This window comes from Paenibacillus sp. USDA918EY, from assembly GCF_009870825.1.
In the GTDB taxonomy this organism is placed as follows: Bacteria; Bacillota; Bacilli; order Paenibacillales; family Paenibacillaceae; genus Paenibacillus_AQ; species Paenibacillus_AQ albilobatus.
The window spans coordinates 81,321-102,447 of the sequence record NZ_WTWY01000009.1 but is presented as its reverse complement, the minus strand read 5'-3'; the positions used below and the strand labels follow the sequence as shown (position 1 = coordinate 102,447).

The following is a 21,127-nucleotide window of genomic DNA, read 5'->3' as shown; positions in this document are numbered from 1 at the left end:
GGAGAAACGGTTGAGACGCAAAACAGCAGGATGGTGGCTGGCGGCACTCGCCGGCGTTTGCCTGGTCGCTTACGCAAGCTTTCAGATCATGAAACCTGCAGGCGGCCGCGAAGCGGCGGGATCCGCAGAAACACCCGGCAGCCTATCCGGTGAGGGGAAGACGCCCGCATCCGCCCGTTTCGAAAGTAACGCCGAAGGCTGGAACCTGATCGCCGAAAATGAAGATCTCGCGCTTTACATCGATCCGGAAACGACGGAGACCGCGGTCAAGGACAAGCGCAGCGGACAGATGTGGTATTCCAACCCGCAGGACCGGGACGAAGACAAAAAGGCGGAAGCGGTCAATTTCGAAAACCTGTCCGCGCAATTTTCCATCGTGTACAACAACGAAAAAGGGCAGACGTTTTACGCGAACAACTATACCGAGGCGGTGAAACGCAAACAGTTCGATATTTTGAAAACGGACCATGGCGTCAAAATCATCTATCGGCTCGGGGATTTTCAGAAAGGGCTGGAAGCCGTCCCGCAATTCATTTCGAAGCAGCGGATGGATGACTTGATCCTAAGCAAAATCCAGGATGAAAGCGTCAAATTCGAGATCGAGAAACGGTTTTTCCTCGATGAGGAAACGCAGGTTTACAAACGGAAGGAAATGCCGGAGTACGTCGTAAAGGACGTCGTGGCCATCCTGGAATCGGTCGGTTATACGGCGGAGGATGCCAGAAAGGATAACGAGCTGAACCAGGCGGGCGAGCAGAAATCCTCGGCGGCGGCGAAATTCACCGTACCGGTCGAATACCGGCTGGACGGCCGGAGTTTGGTCGTTCAGGTCCCCGTCAAGGAAATCCGGGATACGGAGCTGTTCCCGATCGAGTCGATCCAGCTGCTTGAAATGTTCGGCGCGGCCGGGACGAAGGAAAGCGGATATATGTTCGTTCCCGACGGGTCGGGAGCGCTGATCCGTTTGAACAACGGGAAAGTCGCCGCCCAGCCCTACGAAATGCCGATATACGGCCAAGACCGCACCTTGAAAGAGAAATCGACGGAAACCAAGGAATTTACCGAAACGACCAGGCTGCCCGTTTTTGGCATGAAAAAAGGGGAGCAGGCCTTTTTCTGCATCATTGAGGACGGAGATGCGGTCGCTTCGATCCATGCCGACATCAGCGGAAGGGTCAATTCCTACAACCGGGTGAGCGCCAAATTTTTGCTGAAACCGATGGAACTGTTTACGTACCGCGCAGGCAGCGTAAAAAAGGACAGCCCGATGTTTCCGGAAATGTACGGGGGAGGCATCCGGCTGCGGTATGCGTTCCTGTCCGGCGCGTCGGCCGATTATGCCGGCATGGCCCGCCATTATCAGGATTATCTCGTGCAAAACGGCAAACTGACCAAGCTCGAAGCTTCCCAAGATACGCCTTTTGTGCTTGATCTCGTCGGCTCCATTCCGGTGCGCGAAACGTTCCTTGGCATCCCGTACCGGTCGGTGAAGGCGCTGACGACCTTCCAAGAGGCCGAATCGCTGGTTGGCATGTTGAAGGATAAAGGCGTCGGCAGCATCAAGCTGCGTTATTCGGGATGGTTCAACGGCGGGCTTGCCCATCATTATCCGGACGACATCGACGTCGATGCCGCGCTTGGCGGCGAAAAAGGCTTCGAACATCTGGTTCGCTTCGCCAAGGAACAAAACGTCGAGCTCTATCCGGACGTTTCCTTCCTGCAGGTATACCGCAGCGGACATGGATTCAAGCCTTCCCGCGACGGGGCAAGCTTTTTGTTCCGCGAAGGCATCGCGCAGTACAAAACCGATCCGGTGACGGCAAATCGGGGCGATTTGGATTATTACCTGCTGTCGCCGAAGAAGCTGCCAAAGCTCGTGGACGATTTTTTGCGGGATTATAAAACATGGAGCGTGGGCGGAGTATCGCTGCGGGATTTGGGCGACGATATCCATTCCGACGTGACGTCCGGCAGGACGACCGACCGGCAGGCCGGCGCGGCGCTGAACGAGGAGGCGGTGAAGAGGCTGAAAGAGGCGGCCGGAAAAACGATGGTGAGCGGCGGCAACGCAGGCGTGCTGCCATACGCGGATATCGTGGTCAATGCGCCGACCCGCAGCAGCGGGTTTAATATCGCCGACGAGGAAGTCCCATTTTATCAAATGGTGCTGCACGGATACGTCGACTATTCGGGAGAACCCGTCAATCTGGATCGGGACCAAAGCGGGCGGGCCAGCCTGCTTAAAACGCTTGAGACCGGTTCCGGCGTGTATTACAGATGGTTTTACGAAAAAGCTTCCGCCGTGCGGAACACCGACTTCAACGATTTGTATTCGGCCCGGTACAAGGATTGGCTCGACGAAGCGGTGCGTTATTACAAGGAAGCAAACGGGGTGTTGAAGGACGTCCGGGACCAGAGGATCGTAGGCCACGAGAAGCTGGCAGAGGGCGTATTCCGTACAACCTACGAAAACGGCAAAACCGTCACGGTCAATTACAACGCTTCGGGCGTGAGCCTGGACGGAGGCGTTGTCCTTGAAGGCGAAAGCTATCTAATAGGCGGTGGAAAGCGATGAAAAAGAAGCTGACGTTGTCGCAAAAAAAGTCGCTGCTCGGCGTGTTGTTCATCAGTCCGTGGTTTTTAGGCTTCGTGTTTTTGTTTGCGGTCCCTTTGTATGAATCGCTTGTATACAGCTTTAATCACTTGACGGTCGCCATGAGCGGTTTCGATACCGAGTTTGCGGGGCTTCAGTTTTACAAGGAAATTTTTTACAAACATCCGACCTTTAACCGGGTGCTGCTGGATGCCGTTGCGGACCTCCTGATCAACATCCCCTCGATCGTCGTTTTCAGCTTGTTTGCCGCCACCCTGCTCAACCAGAAATTCCGGGGGAGAGTGCTGGCCCGCGCCATCTTTTTCCTGCCGGTGCTGCTTGCCACGAACCTGTTGTCCATCGAGCAGAGCAGCAATTTGGCGGAAGTGGCGCAAACGGTGACCGGCGGAGGGGATGCGGGACTTAAAAGCAGCGAACTCGAAGCGCTTCTTTTGCAGTCCGGGTTCGGCAGCGGCTTGACCATGTACATCACGGGTTCGGTCAACCGCATTTACGAAATCATCAGCCATTCCGGCGTGCAAATCCTGATTTTTTTGGCCGGGCTTCAATCCGTGCCCCCGGCGCTGTACGAAGCCGCCAAAATCGAAGGGACGACCGGGTACGAGGCGTTTTGGAAAATTACGTTCCCGATGGTCAGCCCGCTCATTTTGACGAACATCGTTTATACCGTCATCGACTCCTACAATTACAACAAGCTGAGCGTGCTGATCAACGATACGGCGTTCAAAGCGCTGAACTTCAGCCTGAGTGCGGCGATGTCGTGGGCCTATTTCGCGGTGGCGTCCATTATTTTGCTGATCTTGGTTCGCCTCGTGTCCCGGAAGGTCTTTTATTTCGATTGAGCGGGAAGATGCCTGTCATTTTTGGGGATTAAAGGAGGGAGACGGATTTTGAAACAGGTTGTGGTCAAGGCGGCGGCAGGTTATGCCCGTTATGCCAGGGAAAAGCAGCCGCTGCTCAAAATGCAGCATTTTGCCTGGGTTCTCATCCGGGCGGTGTTGGTTACGGGTCTTTGTTTCGTCATTTTGTATCCGATATTTTTTAAAATTTCGATTTCGTTTAAAGAGAGGGCGGATATGCTCGATCCGACCGTCCTTTGGATTCCGAAGCATTTCACGCTCGACAATTTCCGGTTTGCGGCCCATACGCTGCATTATGCCGACACCTTTTTGAATTCGCTGTTCATTTCGCTGCTGACGACGCTGCTGCAGGTCATCTCCTGTTCGCTCGCCGCTTTCGGCTTCGCCCGGCTCCGGTTCAAGGGCAGCGGCATCCTGTTTGCGCTTGCGGTGTTTACGATCGTCGTCCCGCCGCAGACGCTGATGATTCCGACCTACTTGAATTTTCGATTTTTTGATCTGGCCGGCCTTTTGTCCTTGTTCGGCGGGCATGGCGTCAATTTGCTGGACAGCTATTGGCCTTTCATTTTGCAGGCGGCGACGGGCATGGGAATCAAAAGCGGCTTGTTTATCTTTATTTTCCGGCAATTTTTCCGCGGGATTCCGAAAGAACTCGAAGAGGCCGCTTATATCGACGGCTGCGGCGTATTCCAGACGTTTTACCGGATCATGCTTCCGAACGCCGTTCCGGCGATCGTGACCGTTTTTCTATTCTCTTTCGTCTGGATGTGGAACGACAATTATTACGTGTCGCTGCTGCTGACGAGAATCAAGGTGCTGTCGACGATGCTGCCGACGATGTGGACGGCCACGCAGTTCGAGGACGGATTGTATGCCTATATGATCAAAAATACGGGAGAGCTGCTGTTCATCGCCCCGATTATCATTTTGTACGTGTTCGTGCAGCGGTATTTCGTCGAAAGCGTGGAACGGACCGGCATCGTCGGTTGACGGCTTCCGCCTGCGATTAGGTGATGTTTTTGTCGTTTGCAATCCAATCAGGCTGCCGCCCATGCGGCAGCCCTTTGCGTTCAATTTTTCGTTTTCGGCAGTTCATCGATCGCGATCCCATTGATGCCGAAATGTCGGCCATCCGCAAATCAACGCTTCCTTTCGTCCGCTCTGACAATCCCGTCCGCTTCGAAAATGCAAACCGCATGTTCCAAATCGCAAAAGCCGCCGGTTTCCGCGGAACTTTGTCTTTAGGTTTGCGCGATCTTGGTGTATCCTGCTAATATGTGGAAGTCTTGCGAAACATTTTTCAGAGGGAAAGGAGCTTGAAGGAGCGCAAAATGTGGAAGTACATCCTTTATCGGACCGTGCAATCCGTTGCCGTGCTGTTCGTCGTTTCTTCGGTTGCGTTCGTTCTGATGCATCTCATGCCGGGAAATCCGTGGGCCAGCATTGGAATGACGGAAGAGCAATACAAGTGGGTGGACGAGCAGAAGCATTTACACGGGCTGGACCTGCCGATTTACGAGCAGTATTTTCGTTGGCTCAAGGGACTTGCGAAAGGGTATCTGGGAGTAGATTATAACTTCGTTCCGATTGACAGCTACATTTGGTGGCATGCCAAAAACAGCTTTATCCTTTTGGGCACCGCATGGCTGATTACGCTCATGGTCGCCATTCCGTGGGGAATACATAACAGTACCAAACCTTATGGCATCTCCGATCGAACGGCATTATTTTTAGGCGCGATCGGGTTCAGCGTCCCCGGTTTCGTGCTGGGCTATTGGCTGCAGCAGATTTTTTCCATGCAGCTTTTATGGCTGCCGCCGAGCAGCATGCACACCCCTTCCAAGGAGGGCGATCTATGGGATTTGGTTCAGCATATGATCCTCCCCGTGGCTACGTTGGTCATGGGCATGCTGGCCTATTATTTGAAGTTTGTCCGCGACGGCATGATGGAAGTTTTGGAATCTCCTTTCCTGATGACCGCCCGGGCAAAGGGAGCTTCGGACCGCAGGGTCGTCTATCGGCATGCGCTTAAAAACGCCCTGATTCCGATCATCACGCTGATTGCGCTCGACCTTCCCGTTCTGATCAGCGGATCGGCGATCGTCGAAAACGTGTTTAATTGGTACGGGCTTGGCCCGTTGATGGTCACTTCGGCCCTCAAGCGCAACTTTCCGGTTTTGATCGCCATCATTATGGTCGTATCGGGGTTTATTGTCCTGGCAAACTGGGCGGCGGATTTGCTGTATACGTTGGTGGACCCGAGAGTCCGCCTGACGGGCAAAAAAAGCATCGCGAAATAACGGAAAACGTTGTTTTGCGCCGGGTGGAACAAAAAAACAGATTGATGGAATACCAGGTTTGACTTTTTCTGCGTCATGCGGTTTGATCATCATAGTCATCCTTTGAAAACGCTGACATGTTTTTCGGGCATTCTTTTTCTTATTTTTCGAAGCACGAGAAGGAGGCGTAAATCATGGAGCATCACGGCAACGTAAACACGGCGAAAAAAACGGCCCTCGTCACGGGGGGCAGCCGGGGCATCGGGCGCGGCATCGCGCTCGCTTTGGCCGGGGCGGGATACGAAATCATGATCACCCATTACCGCGATGACGCCATGGCCGAACAAACCGCCGAAGAAATTGCGAAGCGATCGGGCAGACCCTGCACGGTCCGCGAAGGCGATTTAACGGATGCGGACGAAGCGGTCCAAACGGCGGCGGAGGCGATGCGGGCGATGGGGCAGATCGACTGTCTCATCAATAATGCGGGCGTCGGGATGTATGCATCCATCACGGAATTGCCATTGGAGCATCTGGATTATACGATGCAGCTCAACTTCCGCGCGCCGATGCTGTTGATGAGAGAGGTTTCGAAGCGTATGATCGAGGCCGGGCGCGGAGGAAACATCATCAATATTTTATCGACGCATGCCGAACGGGCATATCCCGGAGACGCCGTTTACGGAGGGATAAAAGCAGCGCTGAAGCGGGCGGCCGAATCGGTGGCGCTGGACCTGGCGCCGTACGGGATCCGGGTTAACTGCATCGCTCCCGGCGGCATTCTCGTCCGTGAACCGGAACCGTCCGACGACAACATGGGCTCGCTCGTGCCGCTCGGCCGGATCGGCTTCCCGGACGATATCGGACAAGCGGCGCTTTGGCTTGTGTCGGAACACGCTTCCTATATTACGGGGATTACGGTCCGGATCGACGGCGGGCTGATCCTGCCGGGCATACCGGAGGATGGAAAAAACTCCTGGGGATTTCGCAAAGTGGAGCCTTTCCGCGTCAACTGACGCGCATCCTTACTTTTTCACCATAAAAAGGCGGCAGACGCCCGGAAGAACCGGGAGCTGCCGCCTTACTGCGTGCAGGGACTTATTCATGGCTTGGGCGATATGAAACCGGGAGTGTGAGGCAACCGCCGTTTGATCTGCTCCAAAATTCGCCGGGATACCGTAATGGTGCGGGGATATGCGAATTCATCCCGGAAATGCAGCGTGTTGCCGTCGATATTTGTAATTTTGTTCACATTCACGTAAAGATTGGAGGCGGCGCGGACAAAGTTGGGCTGGGATTTGAGGGAAGCCAGTTCTGCGGAGGACATTCTCTTTTTTATAATGTAATTCCTGCCGTGGAAAATGACCTGCTCCTGCGTGCCGGTTTTAAAGAAAAATGCATCGGTGACCGGGTCGAAATCGTGGTATTCGGTGACCACCTTGTCGTTTTGGTTCATCTTACAAAAGCCCCCTTTAGAAGATGATGACTGTTAGCGCTTTCATTTTAACATATTTTCGGGCGAAATATTATATTTTTTTGTGAACTTTACTATTTTTTTTGTAAGCTTGGACAAAAACCTGAAACAGGTCCGTTATTTCGGCTTGGCGGACAGGATAAAACGCCCCAAAAAAGGCAGGTTCTTCGCCGAATTCGATTCAAAAACGCAATATTAAAAAACCGTCCCCCGTCACGAAAATGACGGAAGGACGGTTTTTGTCGCATCAGGCGTTTTCCAAGATCGTATTCAACGTCGTGCGGTCGAGACCTTTGACGAGCTTGATCAAAAGCTCTTTCGCCGCATCGTAATCATCCGTGTGAATGATCGAAGACGACGTATGGATATACCGCGAACAAATGCCGATCACGGTCGACGGCACCCCGATGCCGCTCAAATGGACTTGTCCGGCGTCGGTGCCGCCCTGCGATACGAAATATTGATATTTGATTTTGTGCGTGTCGGCGGTATCCTGCACGTATTCGACCAATCCGCGGTGCGTCAGCATCGAAGGGTCGAAAATGCGGAGGAGCACGCCTTGTCCGATATGGCCGAAGGAGCTTTTGTCCCCGGTCATGTCATTGGCTGCGCTTGCGTCAAGCGCAAAAAAGATGTCCGGCTGAATCAGGTTGGCCGAAGTCCGTGCGCCGCGAAGCCCAAGCTCCTCCTGCACGGTCGCCCCGCAATACAGCGTGTTCGGCAGCTTTTCCTTGTGGAGCGCTTCGAGCAATTCGACCGCCAAGCCTACACCGTAGCGGTTGTCCCATGCTTTGGCCATAATTTTTTTCGGATTGGCAAGCGGCGTGAATTCGCAAATCGGCACGATTTGCTGCCCCGGGCGAATCCCGAACGATTCGGCGTCTTCGCGGTTGTCGGCGCCGATGTCGATATACATCGCTTTGATGTCCACAGGTTTGTTCCGCTGGGATTCATCCAGCAGGTGGGTCGGGATGGAGCCGACCACGCCGATGACGGGACCGTTAGGCGTCATGATTTGCAGACGCTGCGCCAAGACGGCCTGGCTCCACCAACCGCCAAGCGGCTGAAAGCGGATCATGCCGGCATCGGTGATGCCCGTCACCATAAAGCCGACTTCGTCAAAATGGCCGGCGACCATGACCTTCGGTCCTTGCTCGTCGCCGCGGAGCACGCCGAAAAGGCTGCCCAGCCGGTCCTGAACAAATTCTTCTGTATAAGCGGACATCAATTCCTTGACGTACGTCCGAAGTTCTTTTTCGAAGCCCGAAGCTGCAGGAAATTCCGTCAGCTTGCGGAAGAGGTCCATCGTTTTTTGATCCATGCAACAATTCTCCTTTGCGCGTTCTTTTTGTTCCTGCCGGAATGTTCCCATCCCGGAGTCTATGTAGTAGCCTTCATTCCTATAGTATGAACTCCCGGATGCGGATTGTCCATGTTGCCGCGATGAAGCACCTCCCCCCGGTTCCGGAATACGATAAATATAGATGAACGCCCTGATTAAGGTGCAGAAGGGAGCATCATACATGGAGTTCATACAAATGAACAAAGCAGTGATTCTTGTCTGCGTGCTGCTAATTTTGTTGATCATCGTCCTGATGTGTTTTTGACGAGTGCGGACCTTGATCATGCATCTTAGGCCATTGTCTCAGACGGCTGCCCGGACTAAAGCCTTCCGGGCGGCTGTTTGCCGTAGGTGCAAGCATGGACGCCGAATACATAACAAACCTTAGTGCGACAAATAATACATCCATCGAAGCAGTAAAAAGGAAGCCAAGCCGCGTTTTTCTCCACGATCCAAAAAATGAGGAAGAGGGGGTATCGCATTGCCTGCGAACACAAAAAAAGGCGCCAAATTTTCGCTGGATAACCTTTCGCAGCAAGATTACAAAACCATAGCGCAAAAACACGAGCCGAAACGGAGCGTTTTCAAAAACTGCTTGCTGGCTTTCCTGATCGGCGGAGCCATCTGTCTGCTTGGACAAGCGATTCAGCAGGGGGTTATGGCCTTGTTCGACATGACGGTCAAGGAAGCGGCAGGTCCGACGGTCGCCGTGCTGATCATCATTTCCGTCATATTGACCAGCTGCGGGGTGTACGACAAAATCGCGCAGGTTGCCGGAGCGGGGACAGCGGTTCCCGTCACGGGGTTCGCGAACTCGATGTGCTCCGCCGCATTGGAACATAAAGCCGAAGGTTACGTTCTTGGCGTGGGCGCCAACATGTTCAAGCTGGCGGGATCCGTCATCGTGTTCGGAACCGTTGCCGCGTTTTTCGTCGGTCTCGTATACGCCATTTTCGGACTGGAGGGAGTGCATCATCCATGAGGCTGAAGGGCCAGACCTGGGAATTCGCGTCGAAACCCCGCATTGTTGCGAGCGCTACGGTCGTGGGACCCGAAGAAGGACAAGGACCGCTGGCCGCCGATTACGACTACATTTACGACAATCTGGAAATCAACGAAAAAACATGGGAAAAGGCCGAACGAAAGCTGCTGGAGCAGGCGTCTCAGCTCGCGGTGGTCAAAGCGGGGCTGACAAAGGAGCAAATCCAGTTTTATATCGGCGGCGACCTGATGAACCAAATCATCAGCAGCACGTTTGCGGCCAGAACGCTCGGTGCTCCTTACCTTGGCGTTTTTGGAGCCTGCTCCACCTCGATGGAAAGTCTGGCGCTGGCGGCGCTGCTCGTCGATACGGGGGCGGCGGAGCTTGTGCTGGCCGGCACGACCAGCCATAACTGCACGGCGGAAAAGCAGTTCCGCTACCCGACGGAATACGGCTCGCAAAAGCCTCCGACCGCGCAATATACCGTGACCGGTTCCGGCTGCGGCATCGTCGGCAAAAGCGGCGGCGGGCCCGCGGTTGCCCGGGCGACCATCGGCCGGGTGATGGATTTGGGCGTCAAAGATCCGTTTAACATGGGGGCGGCGATGGCTCCCGCGGCGGCGGACACCATTGAAGCCCATTTCCGGGATACCGGGCTGACGCCCGGGCATTACGACCTTATCGTTACCGGCGATCTGGCTTCGGTAGGACTTTCGATCGCCAAAGAGCTCCTGCAAAAGGCGGAGGTTCGCATGGCCGAAACGGAATTCAACGATTGCGGACTTATGGTTTACGACATCCAAAACCAAACCTACGTGAGAGCGGGAGGCAGCGGATGCGGCTGCTCCGCCGTCGTGACTTACGGACATCTGATAAAAAAATTGATCAACAAAGAACTTAAAAAGGTGCTCGTCGTGGCGACGGGAGCGCTGCTATCCCCGCTGTCCTACCAGCAGGGGGAAAGCATCCCCTGCATCGCCCACGCCGTCGCGCTGGAAATGGAGGATTAACAGCATGCAGTTTCTATGGGCATTTATTATCGGCGGATTAATTTGCGTCATCGGGCAGATCATGATGGATGTGTTCAAGCTGACGCCGGCGCACACGATGAGCACCCTCGTGGTGGCCGGGGCGGTCGCCGACGGGTTCGGGCTGTACGACCCGCTGGTCAAATTCGCGGGGGCCGGCGCGTCGGTTCCGATCACGAGCTTCGGCAGCTCGCTTGTGCACGGCGCGTTGTCGGAGCTTCAGAGGGACGGGTGGATCGGAATCGTCACAGGCATATTCGAGGTGACGAGCGCCGGGATATCGTCGGCGATCATCTTCTCCTTTTTGGCGGCGCTTATCGTCCGCCCGCGCGGATAAACGAAATAATGGAAGGGGCTCTCCCAAGGCCGTATTCGGCCGGGGAGGGCCTCTTTTTCTTTTTTCAATCCGGTGCAGGTTTCAGGCTTGCCGCCTTGTTTTTTCGATTGTTGTTCTAGGTACGAAAGCCAAAGTCCGAAACGGGATGTCGGGGTATACGACGAATTTAGGAGTCCTGCACAATATACTTTTGGGGAACGGATCATGTACAATGAAAGATATATGCTTCTTATCTCAAGATTTAGCAATATTCGGTACTTATTCATTCTATTTTACAAATCATCAACCATGAAATAAGGAGGACGGATCCATGCCCGTAAGCAGCGAATCCCTGCAAACCATTGCAGCCGTAAGAACGAATCTTGAATCCTGCATTCTAGGCAAATCCTTTGAAATCCAGCTCTTGCTTACTGCGCTCCTGGCGGAAGGGCATATCCTGATCGAAGACGTTCCCGGTACCGGGAAAACCCAGATGATCAAGGCGCTGGCCAGATCGATGAGCGGAGATTACAGACGGGTGCAGTGCAATCCCGATATTCTTCCGAGCGACATCACCGGCGTATCCGTATTCCATCCCCGCGAAGAGCGGTTCTTTTTCCGGCCCGGTCCCGTCATGACGAACATCCTGCTCGCCGACGAGATCAACCGCGCGACAACGAAAACGCAATCGGCCCTGCTGGAAGTCATGGAGGAGCGAAACGTAACGGTAGACGGGGAAACGTACGAACTGCCCAAGCCGTTTATGCTTTGCGCCACCCAAAATCCGATCGATTTCGAGGGTACGTACATGCTTCCGGAAGCCCAGCTCGACCGGTTCATGATGAAGATCAGCCTCGGTTATCCGGACGCGGCGACCGAAAGGAACCTGCTGCGGCAGCATAACGACGGCCAGCCCGTCGATCAGCTGCAGCCGGTTACCCGTATGGACAAAATTGCGGAGCTTCAAAAGGAAGTCCGGAACGTATTCATCGACGACGCCGTCGCCGATTATCTGTTGAAAATCGTCCGCGCGACCCGTCAGCATCCTTCCGTTTTGCTCGGCGCGAGCCCGCGCGCTTCGCTGTCCCTGATGATGGCCGGCAAAGCTTTCGCGTTCATTCAGCAGAGGGACTACGTGCTCCCCGACGACATTAAGGTGCTTTCGCCTTACGTCCTTTCGCATCGGATCATTTTGCGTCCCGAATCCCGTCTGGATAACGTCAGCGCCGAATCCGTCGTAAAACAGATTTTGCAGCAGGTTCAGGTGCCTGTGGCGCTGGAGCGCTGATTGCGATGAAGGCTACGCTGAACGCCAAAGGGGCGATATTGCGGAATGCCCGCTTCTGGACCGTGCTTTCGGTATGGGCTGCCAGCCTGCTGTTCGTGCTGTTTCAAGGCGGCAAAACTTCGCTCATGCTGCTCGCCATGATATCGATACTCGTGTTGTATTTGATCGCCGGCGGCCTGGGCGGCATCCGCCGGGTGCACGGCCGGCGGGCCCTCACCGCCGAGCTCGACCAAGGCCATGCACTGCAGGCGGGAGAGCAGGTGAAGGTCAGCCTTCAATTTGACGTACCCGGATTTTTGCCGATGCCGTACGTCGTCATCCGCGAAGTGATGAAACGGCATAACGGGGAGACGTGGTCGTTCGAGGAAAGCGTCATCCCCGATTTCCGCGGCAGCGGCGAGCTGACGTTCCAAACGCCGCCGCTGGAACGCGGAAGGTATTATTTTACCGAAACGGAATGCGTGACCGAGGATATTTTCGGTTTGGTCGAACATAAGGGCACCTTCCATGTCCCCGGGCAATTCCGGGTGCTTCCGCGCACGGTTCCGATTTCGGACTGGAAGCTGGTCGACCGGAATTCCAGGCTCGCCGGGCCGCAAAGGTCCGCCGCTTCCCGGCGGGAAACGACGCAGATCAACGGGGTCAGGGACTATGTCTACGGGGACCGGATTTCGCGGATCCACTGGAACGCGACCGCCAAAACCGGCTCCTGGAAATCGAAGGAATTCGAATACGACTCGGTGCCCAAAATCATGGTCGTGCTGGACGCCGTCGCAGGGCATTACACATCGGACAAGCAGTTCGAGCTTGCGGTGTCTACGGCGGCTTCGCTGATCCAATACGCCGCTCAAAAGAGGATGTGCCTCGGGCTGATGACGGCGGGGGAGACGCCGAAGTGTTTTACCCCGACCGAAAATGCCGGGGAGCTTCAGCGGATGATGCACCATCTGGTGGACGTGACGGCGGACGGTTTTGGCGAACTTCAGCCGAAGCTCGAAAAACATGCGCGAATCTTTCCTTCCGGCTGCCTGCTTGTGCTGGTTAGCCCCAAAACGGGCGGTAAAACGCTGGAAGCGCTGCGGTGGGCCGGAACGCGCGGGTATACGCCTTCCCACATTCTTGTGGCGCCTTCCGGCGATAACGACAAGCAGGGCTGGGTTTCCATGCTGAGAACGGCAGGGACGTACGGATGCTCGGTTAGCGATCTGAAGGACCTGCCGGGAGCCCTGGGAGGAGGAGTGGCATGAGCGCCTGGCTATCGTATGTGAAACACTCGTTTTTTTATTCCTTATCGGTCTTTTGGATTTGGATTATGGGGCTGCAGTGGATTTCGTTCATGGATTTTACGTGGTACGAGGAAACCAAATCCATCGTATGGCTGACGATCACGTTTGTCGCGTTGGCGGAAATGCTGCTCCCCGTCAAAAGAATATACCGGCTTTTCCTTGAGGCCGTTGTCATTATATACATCGTTTACCGGGAACTCGTTCGGTATTGGGTCTATACGCCGTCCGGCGCGTTTGCGGACCGGATTCGGCAGTTTATGGATCATATGTCGCCTTATGTATGGATCGCCTTAGGCGCCTGGCTGTTAATGGTGCTGAGCGCCCTATTGGTCGGAACAAAGCGGAGAATTCTGCTTTTTTCGGCCATGAACGTGATCGCGTTTTGCATTTTGGACTCTTTTACGCCCGTCCATTTGTGGCGGGAGGTCGCCTGGACGGCGTTCGCGGCGTTGGGCTGGCTTGTCACCGAGCATTTCCGCAGGTTTCAGGCGCGTTTTCCGGCCGGCTGGAGACGCCTTCGCAAATATCCGCTTAAAGTTTTCATTCATGCGGCCGTCTTGTTTTCCGCCATGTTTATCGCCGGCGTCAGCATGCCCAATGTGCCTCCGACGCTAACCGATCCATACACCGCATGGGTGGATACGACGGGAGGAGCGGGCAACGCGGCCGATGTCAGCGGCGAGCTTGTTCCCGCCAAAGAAAGCAGCTCCTCGGGGTACAGCCGGAACGACACCCGTTTGGGCGGGAGATTCGATTTCGATTATTCGCCCGTCATGCTCATCCAATCGGAAAAACGCAGCTATTGGCGCGGCGAGACGAGGCAAATTTATACGGGGAGCGGCTGGTCGGACCAAGGCGGCAAAAGCGGCTACGAGGAAGTGGCGGCGGGAACCGGGCTTCAAAGCGAGACGCCGCGGGCAGCCGAAACGGAAAAGCTGGTCCAGACCGTGACGATGCTGAGCGATCAAGTGTATCCCGTCCTGTTCGGGGCTTACCATGTATCGGAAATCAAACAAATCGACAAACCCGACGGCGGCAAAATATTGTGGGACCCGCAGCAGTCCGCCCTGCATTGGAGCACCTCCACCAAACAGCCGCAGTATCCGAAAACGTACACCGTGGAATCGGACATCCCGGTCGTACCCGAGGATGAAATCCGCGGCAAAACGTTTAAGCAGCTGTACGGCAGCCATAACGTGGACGACGGCTACCTGCAAATTCCGAAGGACTTCCCGGAGCGGGCGCGGAAGCTTGCCGAGCAGGTGACCGCTTCGGCGAAAACGCCGTATGAAAAAATCGGTTTGCTGCAAAACTATCTAATAAACAATTTTCAATATACGAATCAGCCCGATTTATCGAAAAAAACGAGCAAGGATTTCGTGGACGGCTTTTTGTTCGAAATCAAGGAAGGGTATTGCGATTATTTCTCCACTTCCATGGTCATGATGGCCCGTTCGCTTGACATCCCCGCGCGCTGGGTCAAAGGGTATGCGCCGGGGCTGCAGCAAATGGACTCCGACTTGATGAACCGCCAGAGCGGCGATGTTCCGGACGGTGGCACGTATACGGTAACCAATGCCGATGCGCACTCCTGGGCGGAAATTTATTTCGGACCTTACGGCTGGATCCCCGTCGAAGCGACGCCGGGCTTCAACATGCCGCTGCTGACGCATGCGGAGGACAGCAAGCCCGTGACCGCGCCGGAGATGGAGGAAGAGCCGGAGCCTGAGGCGCAGAAAGAAACGCATGCGGCGGGAACCTCTGAAGGGCAGAAGGGGCTGTCCGGGGCGGCCGTCGCCTCGATTACGGCGTCGATCATCGTGCTGTTTGCGGCGTATGCTGCTTGGGTGATGCGGATTCCGCTCCGCTTTTTCCTCGTAGGCGTCCGAAAGGGACGGAAATTGACGGCAGACCAAAAGGTCATCGTCCTTACGGAACGCTGGATCCGGGACCTGAAGCGGAAAGGCATCCGCCGGGATTCGCATGAAACGCTGCGGGAGTCGGTGAAAAGATGGAAAAGGGAGATGCCGGCTTTGTCACCTTCCCTGGACCCGCTGCTGGCGCTGTTCGAAAAGGCAAGATACAGCCCTGCGGCCATCACCGAAGACGAATGGAAACATGTTCGGACGCTGAGCCGGGAACTTCGGGAGGCGATCAAAAAGACGGAAGATCTTGCGGCATAACACGCGGGTTTTGACCTGGCGCCCTCGCGGGCGCTTTCTTTTTGGAAAAGCCCGGAAACGCCCGTTTTTTCGTGAACGGATGATTTTGCTAACTACGCGGATTATGGTATAGTTTGTCCTATGAAACTGAGGTGACAACAATTTGTTTGAAATGTTTATCCCCAAACTGAGGGTGAATACGGTATTCGACATCGACCTGGAGGACCTGTACGCCAAAGGTTACCGGGGCATTATCACCGATCTGGACAACACGCTCGTCGGGGCCAAGGAGCCGCTGGCCACCCCGGAGCTCGTTGCCTGGTTCGAACGCGTAAAAAAAATCGGCTTTAAGCTGGTCATCGTGTCGAACAACCGGATGGAGCGCGTGTCGGCCTTCGCCACGCCGCTGAACATCGAGTTTGTCCATGAGGCGCGCAAGCCCAGCAATGCGCCGTTTCGCAAGGCCATGAACATGATGGGGCTGAGCGGTCAGGAAACGATCGTCGTCGGCGATCAGATGATGACCGACGTGTACGGCGGCAACCGTCTGGGTCTCTTTACGGTTTTGGTGCTTCCGATCTCCATCGGCGACGAAGGCTGGGGGACGAGGATCAACCGCCGCCTGGAGAAAATCGCCTTGAGGCGCTTGCGAAAAAAAGGACTATGGCTTGAGGAGGAAAAACGTTAATGAAAGGTCCGATGGAAGGACAAGGGGTCCAAAAATGCAGCGGCTGCGGCATCGGGCTGCAGACGCTGAATCCCGATTTGCCGGGATACATTCCGGAAAAGTCGCTTGGCAGGGATCCGGTCGTTTGCCAGCGCTGCTTCCGCATCAAAAATTACAACGAAGCTTCTTCCGTGACGGTGGATCAGGATGAATTCCTGCGGCTGTTGAGCCAAATCGGCGGAAAGGACGCGCTCGTCATCCATATCGTCGACTTGTTCGACTTCGACGGCAGCCTGATATCGGGGCTGCAGCGGTTCGTAGGCAACAACCCCGTCATTTTGGCCGTCAACAAAATCGACCTGCTGCCAAAAGTGACGAATTGGAATAAAATCATTAATTGGGTGCAAAAGCAATGCAAAGAGCACGGGCTTAAAACCGAGGAGATTATCCTTTGCAGCGCCAAGAAAAACCAAGGTTTCGACCGTCTCCTGGAGGCGGTGGCCGAACGCCGCGGCAACCGCGACGTATACGTCGTCGGAGGAACCAACGTAGGCAAATCCACGCTGATCAACCGCTTGATCCGGGATTATAGCGATCTTGAGCAGGAGCTGACCGTCTCGCGATATCCGGGAACGACGCTCGACATGGTCAGCATCCCGCTGGATGACGGCCATTTCATCATCGATACGCCGGGGATCGTTTATCCGTGGCGGTACAGCGAGCTCGTAAACCGGAAGGATCTGGGCGCGATCATGCCGGAAAATCCGCTGAAACCGATGGTTTATCAGCTGAACGAGGGACAAACGCTCTTTTTTGGCGGCATGGCCCGATTTGACTTTATCCAGGGGGAACGGCAGTCCTTTACCTGCTTTATCAGCAGCCGCTTGAACATCCACAGAACGAAGCTGGAAAAAGCGGACGCCTTATATAAAGAGCATGCCGGAGATCTGCTGTCGCCGCCGGACGCCGACCGTCTCGGCGAAATGCCGGAGTGGACGAAGCATGAAATCCGCGTGCCGAAAGGCAGCAAGCTCGATCTGTTTATTTCCGGTCTGGGGTGGATCAAAGTCAACGGCGATCAAGGGGCCTTAACGGCCGTTCACGCGCCGAAAGGCGTCAAAGTGCTTGCCAGACCTTCACTGATCTAATGAGCTTGGGAGTCTGCGGGAGAGGCAGGAGGAAGATATGGTGGTCACAAACAAGGAATGGCTTGCGGGCACCGGGGCGGTGCTGCTTGGCGTGATCGGCGATCCGATCGCCCACTCCAAGTCGCCCGTCATGCATCAGGCTGCGCTGGAAGCGCTTGGGCTTCCCGGCTTCTACGTGCCGATGCATGTCAAAACCGGGCAGGTCAAGGATGCGATCGCAGGCATCAAAGCGCTTGGTTTCCGTGGGATCAACGTGACGATCCCCCATAAACTCGAGGTGATTCCGCATTTGGACCATCTCGACGAAACGGCGCTCCGGATCGGCGCGGTCAATACGATCGTCAACGATCAAGGCGTTCTGACCGGGTACAACACCGACGGCATCGGCTACGTGCGCTCGCTGAAGGAAGAGGCGGCGCCCGATCTGAAAGGGAAAAAGATCGTGGTGCTCGGCGCGGGCGGCGCCGCCCGGGGCATCATCTACGCTTTGTCGCTGGAAAATCCGGACCGGATCTACGTTGCGAACCGGACGGTCGACAAGGCGGAGGCGATGGCCGCCGAATGGAAGGATCTCGCGGACATCCGCGGGATATCGATGATGCAGCTGCCGGAATGCTTGAAAGACGCCGACATTTTGATCAACACGACTTCGGTCGGGATGCATCCGAACATGGCCGATACCCCGGTCGATACGGATTTGATCCCGCAAGGGATCGTCGTCAGCGACCTCATTTACAATCCGCTGCAAACGAAACTGCTGGCGGAAAGCGCACAAAAAGGCTGCGTTGTGCATGGCGGCCTCGGCATGTTCGTGAACCAGGGCGCTTACGCGCTCGAATACTGGACCGGCCTGCCGGCTCCGGTCGCCGCGATGAGAAACGCGGTGCTGAAGGACATGGGCGAATAGCTTAATTTTTTAGGGTAAAACCATTCAGAGTACAGTTGAATATTAAGGAGTTATGATTATACATGCTAACGGGTAAGCAGAAACGTTATCTTCGGTCCCTCGCGCATCATTTGGAGCCGATCTTTCAAGTCGGAAAGGGAGGAACGAACGAACAGCTGGTGCGTCACATCAACGAAGCGATCGAGAAACGGGAACTGATGAAAATCAGCGTGCTGAACAATTGCCTTGAAGATAAACACGATATCGCCGCGGAATTGGCGGAAAGCACCGGTTCCGAGCTGGTGCAGGTCATCGGCAGCACGATTATTTTGTACAAAGAATCCAAAGACCATAAAACGATAGAGTTGCCATAATGCGGGAGGGTTTCACCATGAAGGTAGGCATCATGGGGGGCACCTTTGACCCGATTCATATCGGCCATTTGCTGGCCGCCGAAGCGGCAAGGGATTCGTTCGGGCTGGACCAGGTCTGGTTCATGCCAAGCCACATCCCGCCCCACAAGGAACAGGCCGGAGCGTCGGGAGAGGACCGGCTCGGCATGGTGGCCGAAGCCATTTCGGACCACCCCTGCTTCCGCACGTTGGACATTGAAATCAGAAGGGGAGGCGTTTCCTACACCATCGACACGGTAAAGGAAATCCGCCGATCCTTTGAAGGCATAGATTTTCATTTCATCATCGGCGCCGATATGGTCAATTATTTGCCGAAATGGGAAGGCATCGAGGAACTGGTCAACCTGATGACGTTTATTGGCGTGGGGCGGCCGGGATCTACGCTGGATTTGGATGCGCTGCCCGGCTATTTGCAGGGCAAAGTGCATTTGGCCGACATGCCCCAGGTCGACATCTCGTCGACCGAAATCAGGGAAAAGCTGGCCACGGGCCATTCGATCCGCTATATGGTAACGGACAGCGTCTACGACTATATCAGAAGGAGAGGATTGTATGGAATTCAGCCGCGAAGAACTGATTAAATCGGTTTCGGAGCAGATGCCTGCCATGCGCTGGAAGCATACGCAAGGCGTCATGGAAACGGCCGTAAAGCTCGCCGAGCGTTACGGCGCCGATCCGGCCAAAGCCGAGCGGGCCGCGATTTTGCATGACGTCGCCAAATATTGGCCCGTCAAGCAAATGGAAGCGATCATCCGCGACAACGATTTGTCCAAGGACCTTCTGCTGTACGACAAATCGCTCTGGCATGCCGAGGTGGGCGCATTCGTCGCGAAACGCGATTACGGCGTGGAAGACGCGGAAATTTTGGATGCCATCAAGTACCACACGTCCGGACGGATCGGCATGACGCTGATGGACAAAGTGGTGTGCCTGGCGGATTACATCGAACCGGGAAGGGACTTTCCCGGCGTGAATAATATCCGCGAACTGGCCAACCATAGCCTTGAAGAGGGGCTGATCGCCGGATTCGATTCCACCATCAGCCTGCTGGTGTCGCGGCGGCAGATCATTTATCCGCTGACGTTTTTTGCGCGAAACGATCTTATCAAACAGTTGGAGGCGAATTCATGACCCTTACATCGGAACAATTGCTCAACCTGGCAGTGGAAGCTGCCGAAGATAAAAAAGCGATGAATATCGTGGCGCTCGATTTGAAAGGCGTATCGCTGATCGCGGATTATTTCGTCATTTGCCACGGGAACTCGGATACGCAGGTCCAATCGATCACGAACGAAATCCGCAAGCGCGTGCACGAATCGGGCTCGGAAATCCGCGGGATCGAAGGCCTCAATTCGGCGCGGTGGGTGCTGATCGACCTGGGGGACGTCATCGTCCATGTCTTCCACCGGGATGAGCGCGAATATTACAATATCGAACGCCTGTGGTCGGATGCCAAGGTCGTGGAAACGGTATGAGTCCGGTTGCAGGCACGATCCAGACCTATGAAGTGATGCGCGAGGTTTCGCCGTACGGTTATTTTCTCGATGCGGAAGGGCAGGACGTCCTGCTGCATTATTCGGAGCTTACGCGCGAGATCAAGCCGGGCGACCTTGTCGAGGTATTCATCTTTTACGATACCGAGGACCGCCTCGCGGCCACAATGAAAAAACCTTACCTTACCCTTGGGGAAATGGCGAAGCTGGTCGTGGCGGACGTGCATCCGCGGCTCGGCTGTTTTCTGGAGATGGGGCTTGGACGCCAGCTGCTGCTGCCGATCCGCGAGCTGCCTGAAATGAAGGAGCTTCATCCGCAAGTCGGCGACTCGGTATTCGTCATCATGGAGCATGACAAGCAGGGACGCCTTCGCGCCAAGCTGGCGGGAGAGCAAGAGCTGTCGCAGCATGCGTTCAGGGCGCCGGGGTCGTGGCTGAACCAATGGTTCAAGGCTACGGTGTACAGGCCGCTGCAGATGGGTACTTTCGTCATCGTGGACGGCGGCGTGGTCGGTTTGGGCGTCATCGGGATGATCCATTCCTCGGAACGGATCCGCCTGCTCCGCCTGGGAGAGGAGATCGACGTGCGCGTAAGCCATATCCGCGAGGACGGCCGCGTCAATCTCTCCATGGCGCAGCGCAAGGAGGTCGGGCGCGACATCGACTCGGAACGGATTCTGGCCTACCTGAGAGAGCGCCCGTCGGGGGCCATGCCTTATTCGGACGCCACGCCGCCCGACATTATCAAGCAGCGTTTCGGGATCAGCAAATCGGCTTTCAAGCGGGCGCTGGGCAAGCTGATGAAGGAAGGACTTGTGACGCAAAAGGAAAGTTGGACGTATTTGGCAAAAGAGGAGCAGGAAGGGCAAGAGTAGCTTTTCCGGCTCCG

General features: G+C 55.3%; 22 protein-coding genes. 20 read left to right on the top strand and 2 right to left on the bottom strand.

Annotated features, from left to right (window positions below; genetic code table 11):
* Positions 1-10: 10 nt before the first annotated feature.
* The 6 genes from GQY55_RS18760 to GQY55_RS18740 all read left to right on the top strand — a co-directional run bounded on the left by GQY55_RS18760 (position 11) and on the right by GQY55_RS18740 (position 6,769).
* Positions 11-2,575 carry a DUF5696 domain-containing protein gene (locus tag GQY55_RS18760; RefSeq protein WP_160043409.1) on the top strand — a complete coding sequence of 855 codons (2,565 nt, stop codon included), beginning with the start codon at positions 11-13 and terminating at the stop codon, positions 2,573-2,575.
* Positions 2,572-3,456 (top strand): carbohydrate ABC transporter permease, encoded by an 885-nt coding sequence (locus tag GQY55_RS18755; protein WP_160043408.1) that lies wholly within the window; start codon positions 2,572-2,574, stop codon positions 3,454-3,456. Before GQY55_RS18760 ends, GQY55_RS18755 begins: the two co-directional genes overlap by 4 nt.
* 120 nt (positions 3,457-3,576) lie before the next feature.
* Positions 3,577-4,464: a carbohydrate ABC transporter permease gene (locus GQY55_RS18750; RefSeq protein ID WP_160043514.1), complete on the top strand. Its 888-nt coding sequence runs from the start codon at positions 3,577-3,579 to the stop codon at positions 4,462-4,464.
* Between the two features lie 20 nt (positions 4,465-4,484).
* Positions 4,485-4,748, top strand: coding sequence for a hypothetical protein (locus GQY55_RS31500; protein ID WP_236575705.1), 264 nt, complete (start codon positions 4,485-4,487; stop codon positions 4,746-4,748).
* 57 nt (positions 4,749-4,805) lie between these two features.
* A complete protein-coding gene (locus GQY55_RS18745) occupies positions 4,806-5,774 on the top strand; it encodes an ABC transporter permease (RefSeq protein ID WP_160043407.1) in 969 nt (322 codons plus the stop codon).
* Positions 5,775-5,947: 173 nt separating this feature from the next.
* Positions 5,948-6,769: an SDR family NAD(P)-dependent oxidoreductase gene (locus tag GQY55_RS18740; RefSeq protein WP_160043406.1), complete on the top strand. Its 822-nt coding sequence runs from the start codon at positions 5,948-5,950 to the stop codon at positions 6,767-6,769.
* Between the two features lie 86 nt (positions 6,770-6,855).
* On the opposite strand, the gene GQY55_RS18735 is transcribed toward GQY55_RS18740, so the two are convergent.
* Together GQY55_RS18735 and GQY55_RS18730 are read right to left on the bottom strand one after the other, a co-directional pair.
* Positions 6,856-7,209 (bottom strand): LytTR family transcriptional regulator DNA-binding domain-containing protein, encoded by a 354-nt coding sequence (locus tag GQY55_RS18735; protein WP_160043405.1) that lies wholly within the window; start codon positions 7,207-7,209, stop codon positions 6,856-6,858.
* A gap of 265 nt (positions 7,210-7,474) precedes the next feature.
* Positions 7,475-8,548: a M42 family metallopeptidase gene (locus tag GQY55_RS18730; RefSeq protein ID WP_160043404.1), complete on the bottom strand. Its 1,074-nt coding sequence runs from the start codon at positions 8,546-8,548 to the stop codon at positions 7,475-7,477.
* Between the two features lie 502 nt (positions 8,549-9,050).
* On the opposite strand from GQY55_RS18730, the gene spoVAC reads away from it, so the two are divergent.
* The 14 genes from spoVAC to GQY55_RS18660 all read left to right on the top strand — a co-directional run bounded on the left by spoVAC (position 9,051) and on the right by GQY55_RS18660 (position 21,113).
* On the top strand, positions 9,051-9,551 hold the full coding sequence (spoVAC, locus tag GQY55_RS18725) for a stage V sporulation protein AC (RefSeq protein ID WP_160043403.1): 501 nt from the start codon (positions 9,051-9,053) through the stop codon (positions 9,549-9,551).
* Positions 9,548-10,561 (top strand): stage V sporulation protein AD, encoded by a 1,014-nt coding sequence (gene spoVAD / locus GQY55_RS18720; protein WP_160043402.1) that lies wholly within the window; start codon positions 9,548-9,550, stop codon positions 10,559-10,561. The genes spoVAC and spoVAD overlap by 4 nt, the downstream gene beginning before the upstream one ends.
* A 4-nt stretch (positions 10,562-10,565) precedes the next feature.
* Positions 10,566-10,916, top strand: a complete 351-nt coding sequence (gene spoVAE, locus GQY55_RS18715) for a stage V sporulation protein AE (RefSeq protein WP_160043401.1) — start codon at positions 10,566-10,568, stop codon at positions 10,914-10,916.
* Positions 10,917-11,226: 310 nt separating this feature from the next.
* Positions 11,227-12,183, top strand: coding sequence for an AAA family ATPase (locus GQY55_RS18710; RefSeq protein ID WP_160043400.1), 957 nt, complete (start codon positions 11,227-11,229; stop codon positions 12,181-12,183).
* Positions 12,184-12,188: 5 nt separating this feature from the next.
* Positions 12,189-13,430: a DUF58 domain-containing protein gene (locus GQY55_RS18705; protein ID WP_160043399.1), complete on the top strand. Its 1,242-nt coding sequence runs from the start codon at positions 12,189-12,191 to the stop codon at positions 13,428-13,430.
* Positions 13,427-15,652: a transglutaminase TgpA family protein gene (locus GQY55_RS18700; protein WP_160043398.1), complete on the top strand. Its 2,226-nt coding sequence runs from the start codon at positions 13,427-13,429 to the stop codon at positions 15,650-15,652. The genes GQY55_RS18705 and GQY55_RS18700 overlap by 4 nt, the downstream gene beginning before the upstream one ends.
* Before the next feature lie 142 nt (positions 15,653-15,794).
* Positions 15,795-16,319, top strand: a complete 525-nt coding sequence (locus GQY55_RS18695) for a YqeG family HAD IIIA-type phosphatase (protein ID WP_160043397.1) — start codon at positions 15,795-15,797, stop codon at positions 16,317-16,319.
* A complete protein-coding gene (yqeH, locus tag GQY55_RS18690) occupies positions 16,319-17,446 on the top strand; it encodes a ribosome biogenesis GTPase YqeH (protein WP_160043396.1) in 1,128 nt (375 codons plus the stop codon). Before GQY55_RS18695 ends, yqeH begins: the two co-directional genes overlap by 1 nt.
* 37 nt (positions 17,447-17,483) lie before the next feature.
* Entirely contained in the window at positions 17,484-18,353 is an 870-nt protein-coding gene (locus tag GQY55_RS18685) for a shikimate dehydrogenase (RefSeq protein WP_160043395.1), read from the top strand.
* A gap of 62 nt (positions 18,354-18,415) precedes the next feature.
* Complete coding sequence (gene yhbY, locus GQY55_RS18680) at positions 18,416-18,706, top strand: ribosome assembly RNA-binding protein YhbY (protein ID WP_160043394.1); 291 nt, start codon at positions 18,416-18,418, stop codon at positions 18,704-18,706.
* Positions 18,707-18,723: 17 nt separating this feature from the next.
* Positions 18,724-19,326 (top strand): nicotinate-nucleotide adenylyltransferase, encoded by a 603-nt coding sequence (nadD, locus tag GQY55_RS18675; protein WP_160043393.1) that lies wholly within the window; start codon positions 18,724-18,726, stop codon positions 19,324-19,326.
* Complete coding sequence (gene yqeK, locus GQY55_RS18670; protein ID WP_160043392.1) at positions 19,298-19,876, top strand: bis(5'-nucleosyl)-tetraphosphatase (symmetrical) YqeK; 579 nt, start codon at positions 19,298-19,300, stop codon at positions 19,874-19,876. The genes nadD and yqeK overlap by 29 nt, the downstream gene beginning before the upstream one ends.
* Entirely contained in the window at positions 19,873-20,220 is a 348-nt protein-coding gene (gene rsfS / locus GQY55_RS18665; RefSeq protein ID WP_160043391.1) for a ribosome silencing factor, read from the top strand. Before yqeK ends, rsfS begins: the two co-directional genes overlap by 4 nt.
* Positions 20,217-21,113, top strand: a complete 897-nt coding sequence (locus GQY55_RS18660; RefSeq protein WP_160043390.1) for a CvfB family protein — start codon at positions 20,217-20,219, stop codon at positions 21,111-21,113. The genes rsfS and GQY55_RS18660 overlap by 4 nt, the downstream gene beginning before the upstream one ends.
* The last annotated feature ends 14 nt before the right edge of the window (positions 21,114-21,127 follow it).

Bases quoted from the DNA above. Each gene is read 5' to 3' on its own strand.
- GQY55_RS18735 (WP_160043405.1), bottom strand. From the start codon at position 7,209: ATGAACCAAAACGACAAGGTGGTCACCGAATACCACGATTTCGACCCG.
- GQY55_RS18685 (WP_160043395.1), top strand. From the start codon at position 17,484: ATGGTGGTCACAAACAAGGAATGGCTTGCGGGCACCGGGGCGGTGCTG.
- GQY55_RS18730 (WP_160043404.1), bottom strand. From the start codon at position 8,548: ATGGATCAAAAAACGATGGACCTCTTCCGCAAGCTGACGGAATTTCCT.
- yhbY (WP_160043394.1), top strand. From the start codon at position 18,416: ATGCTAACGGGTAAGCAGAAACGTTATCTTCGGTCCCTCGCGCATCAT.
- GQY55_RS18700 (WP_160043398.1), top strand. From the start codon at position 13,427: ATGAGCGCCTGGCTATCGTATGTGAAACACTCGTTTTTTTATTCCTTA.
- nadD (WP_160043393.1), top strand. From the start codon at position 18,724: ATGAAGGTAGGCATCATGGGGGGCACCTTTGACCCGATTCATATCGGC.
- GQY55_RS18705 (WP_160043399.1), top strand. From the start codon at position 12,189: ATGAAGGCTACGCTGAACGCCAAAGGGGCGATATTGCGGAATGCCCGC.
- GQY55_RS18660 (WP_160043390.1), top strand. From the start codon at position 20,217: ATGAGTCCGGTTGCAGGCACGATCCAGACCTATGAAGTGATGCGCGAG.
- GQY55_RS18755 (WP_160043408.1), top strand. From the start codon at position 2,572: ATGAAAAAGAAGCTGACGTTGTCGCAAAAAAAGTCGCTGCTCGGCGTG.
- GQY55_RS18740 (WP_160043406.1), top strand. From the start codon at position 5,948: ATGGAGCATCACGGCAACGTAAACACGGCGAAAAAAACGGCCCTCGTC.
- GQY55_RS18710 (WP_160043400.1), top strand. From the start codon at position 11,227: ATGCCCGTAAGCAGCGAATCCCTGCAAACCATTGCAGCCGTAAGAACG.
- yqeK (WP_160043392.1), top strand. From the start codon at position 19,298: ATGGAATTCAGCCGCGAAGAACTGATTAAATCGGTTTCGGAGCAGATG.
- rsfS (WP_160043391.1), top strand. From the start codon at position 19,873: ATGACCCTTACATCGGAACAATTGCTCAACCTGGCAGTGGAAGCTGCC.
- spoVAD (WP_160043402.1), top strand. From the start codon at position 9,548: ATGAGGCTGAAGGGCCAGACCTGGGAATTCGCGTCGAAACCCCGCATT.
- spoVAE (WP_160043401.1), top strand. From the start codon at position 10,566: ATGCAGTTTCTATGGGCATTTATTATCGGCGGATTAATTTGCGTCATC.
- yqeH (WP_160043396.1), top strand. From the start codon at position 16,319: ATGAAAGGTCCGATGGAAGGACAAGGGGTCCAAAAATGCAGCGGCTGC.
- GQY55_RS18745 (WP_160043407.1), top strand. From the start codon at position 4,806: ATGTGGAAGTACATCCTTTATCGGACCGTGCAATCCGTTGCCGTGCTG.
- GQY55_RS18750 (WP_160043514.1), top strand. From the start codon at position 3,577: ATGCAGCATTTTGCCTGGGTTCTCATCCGGGCGGTGTTGGTTACGGGT.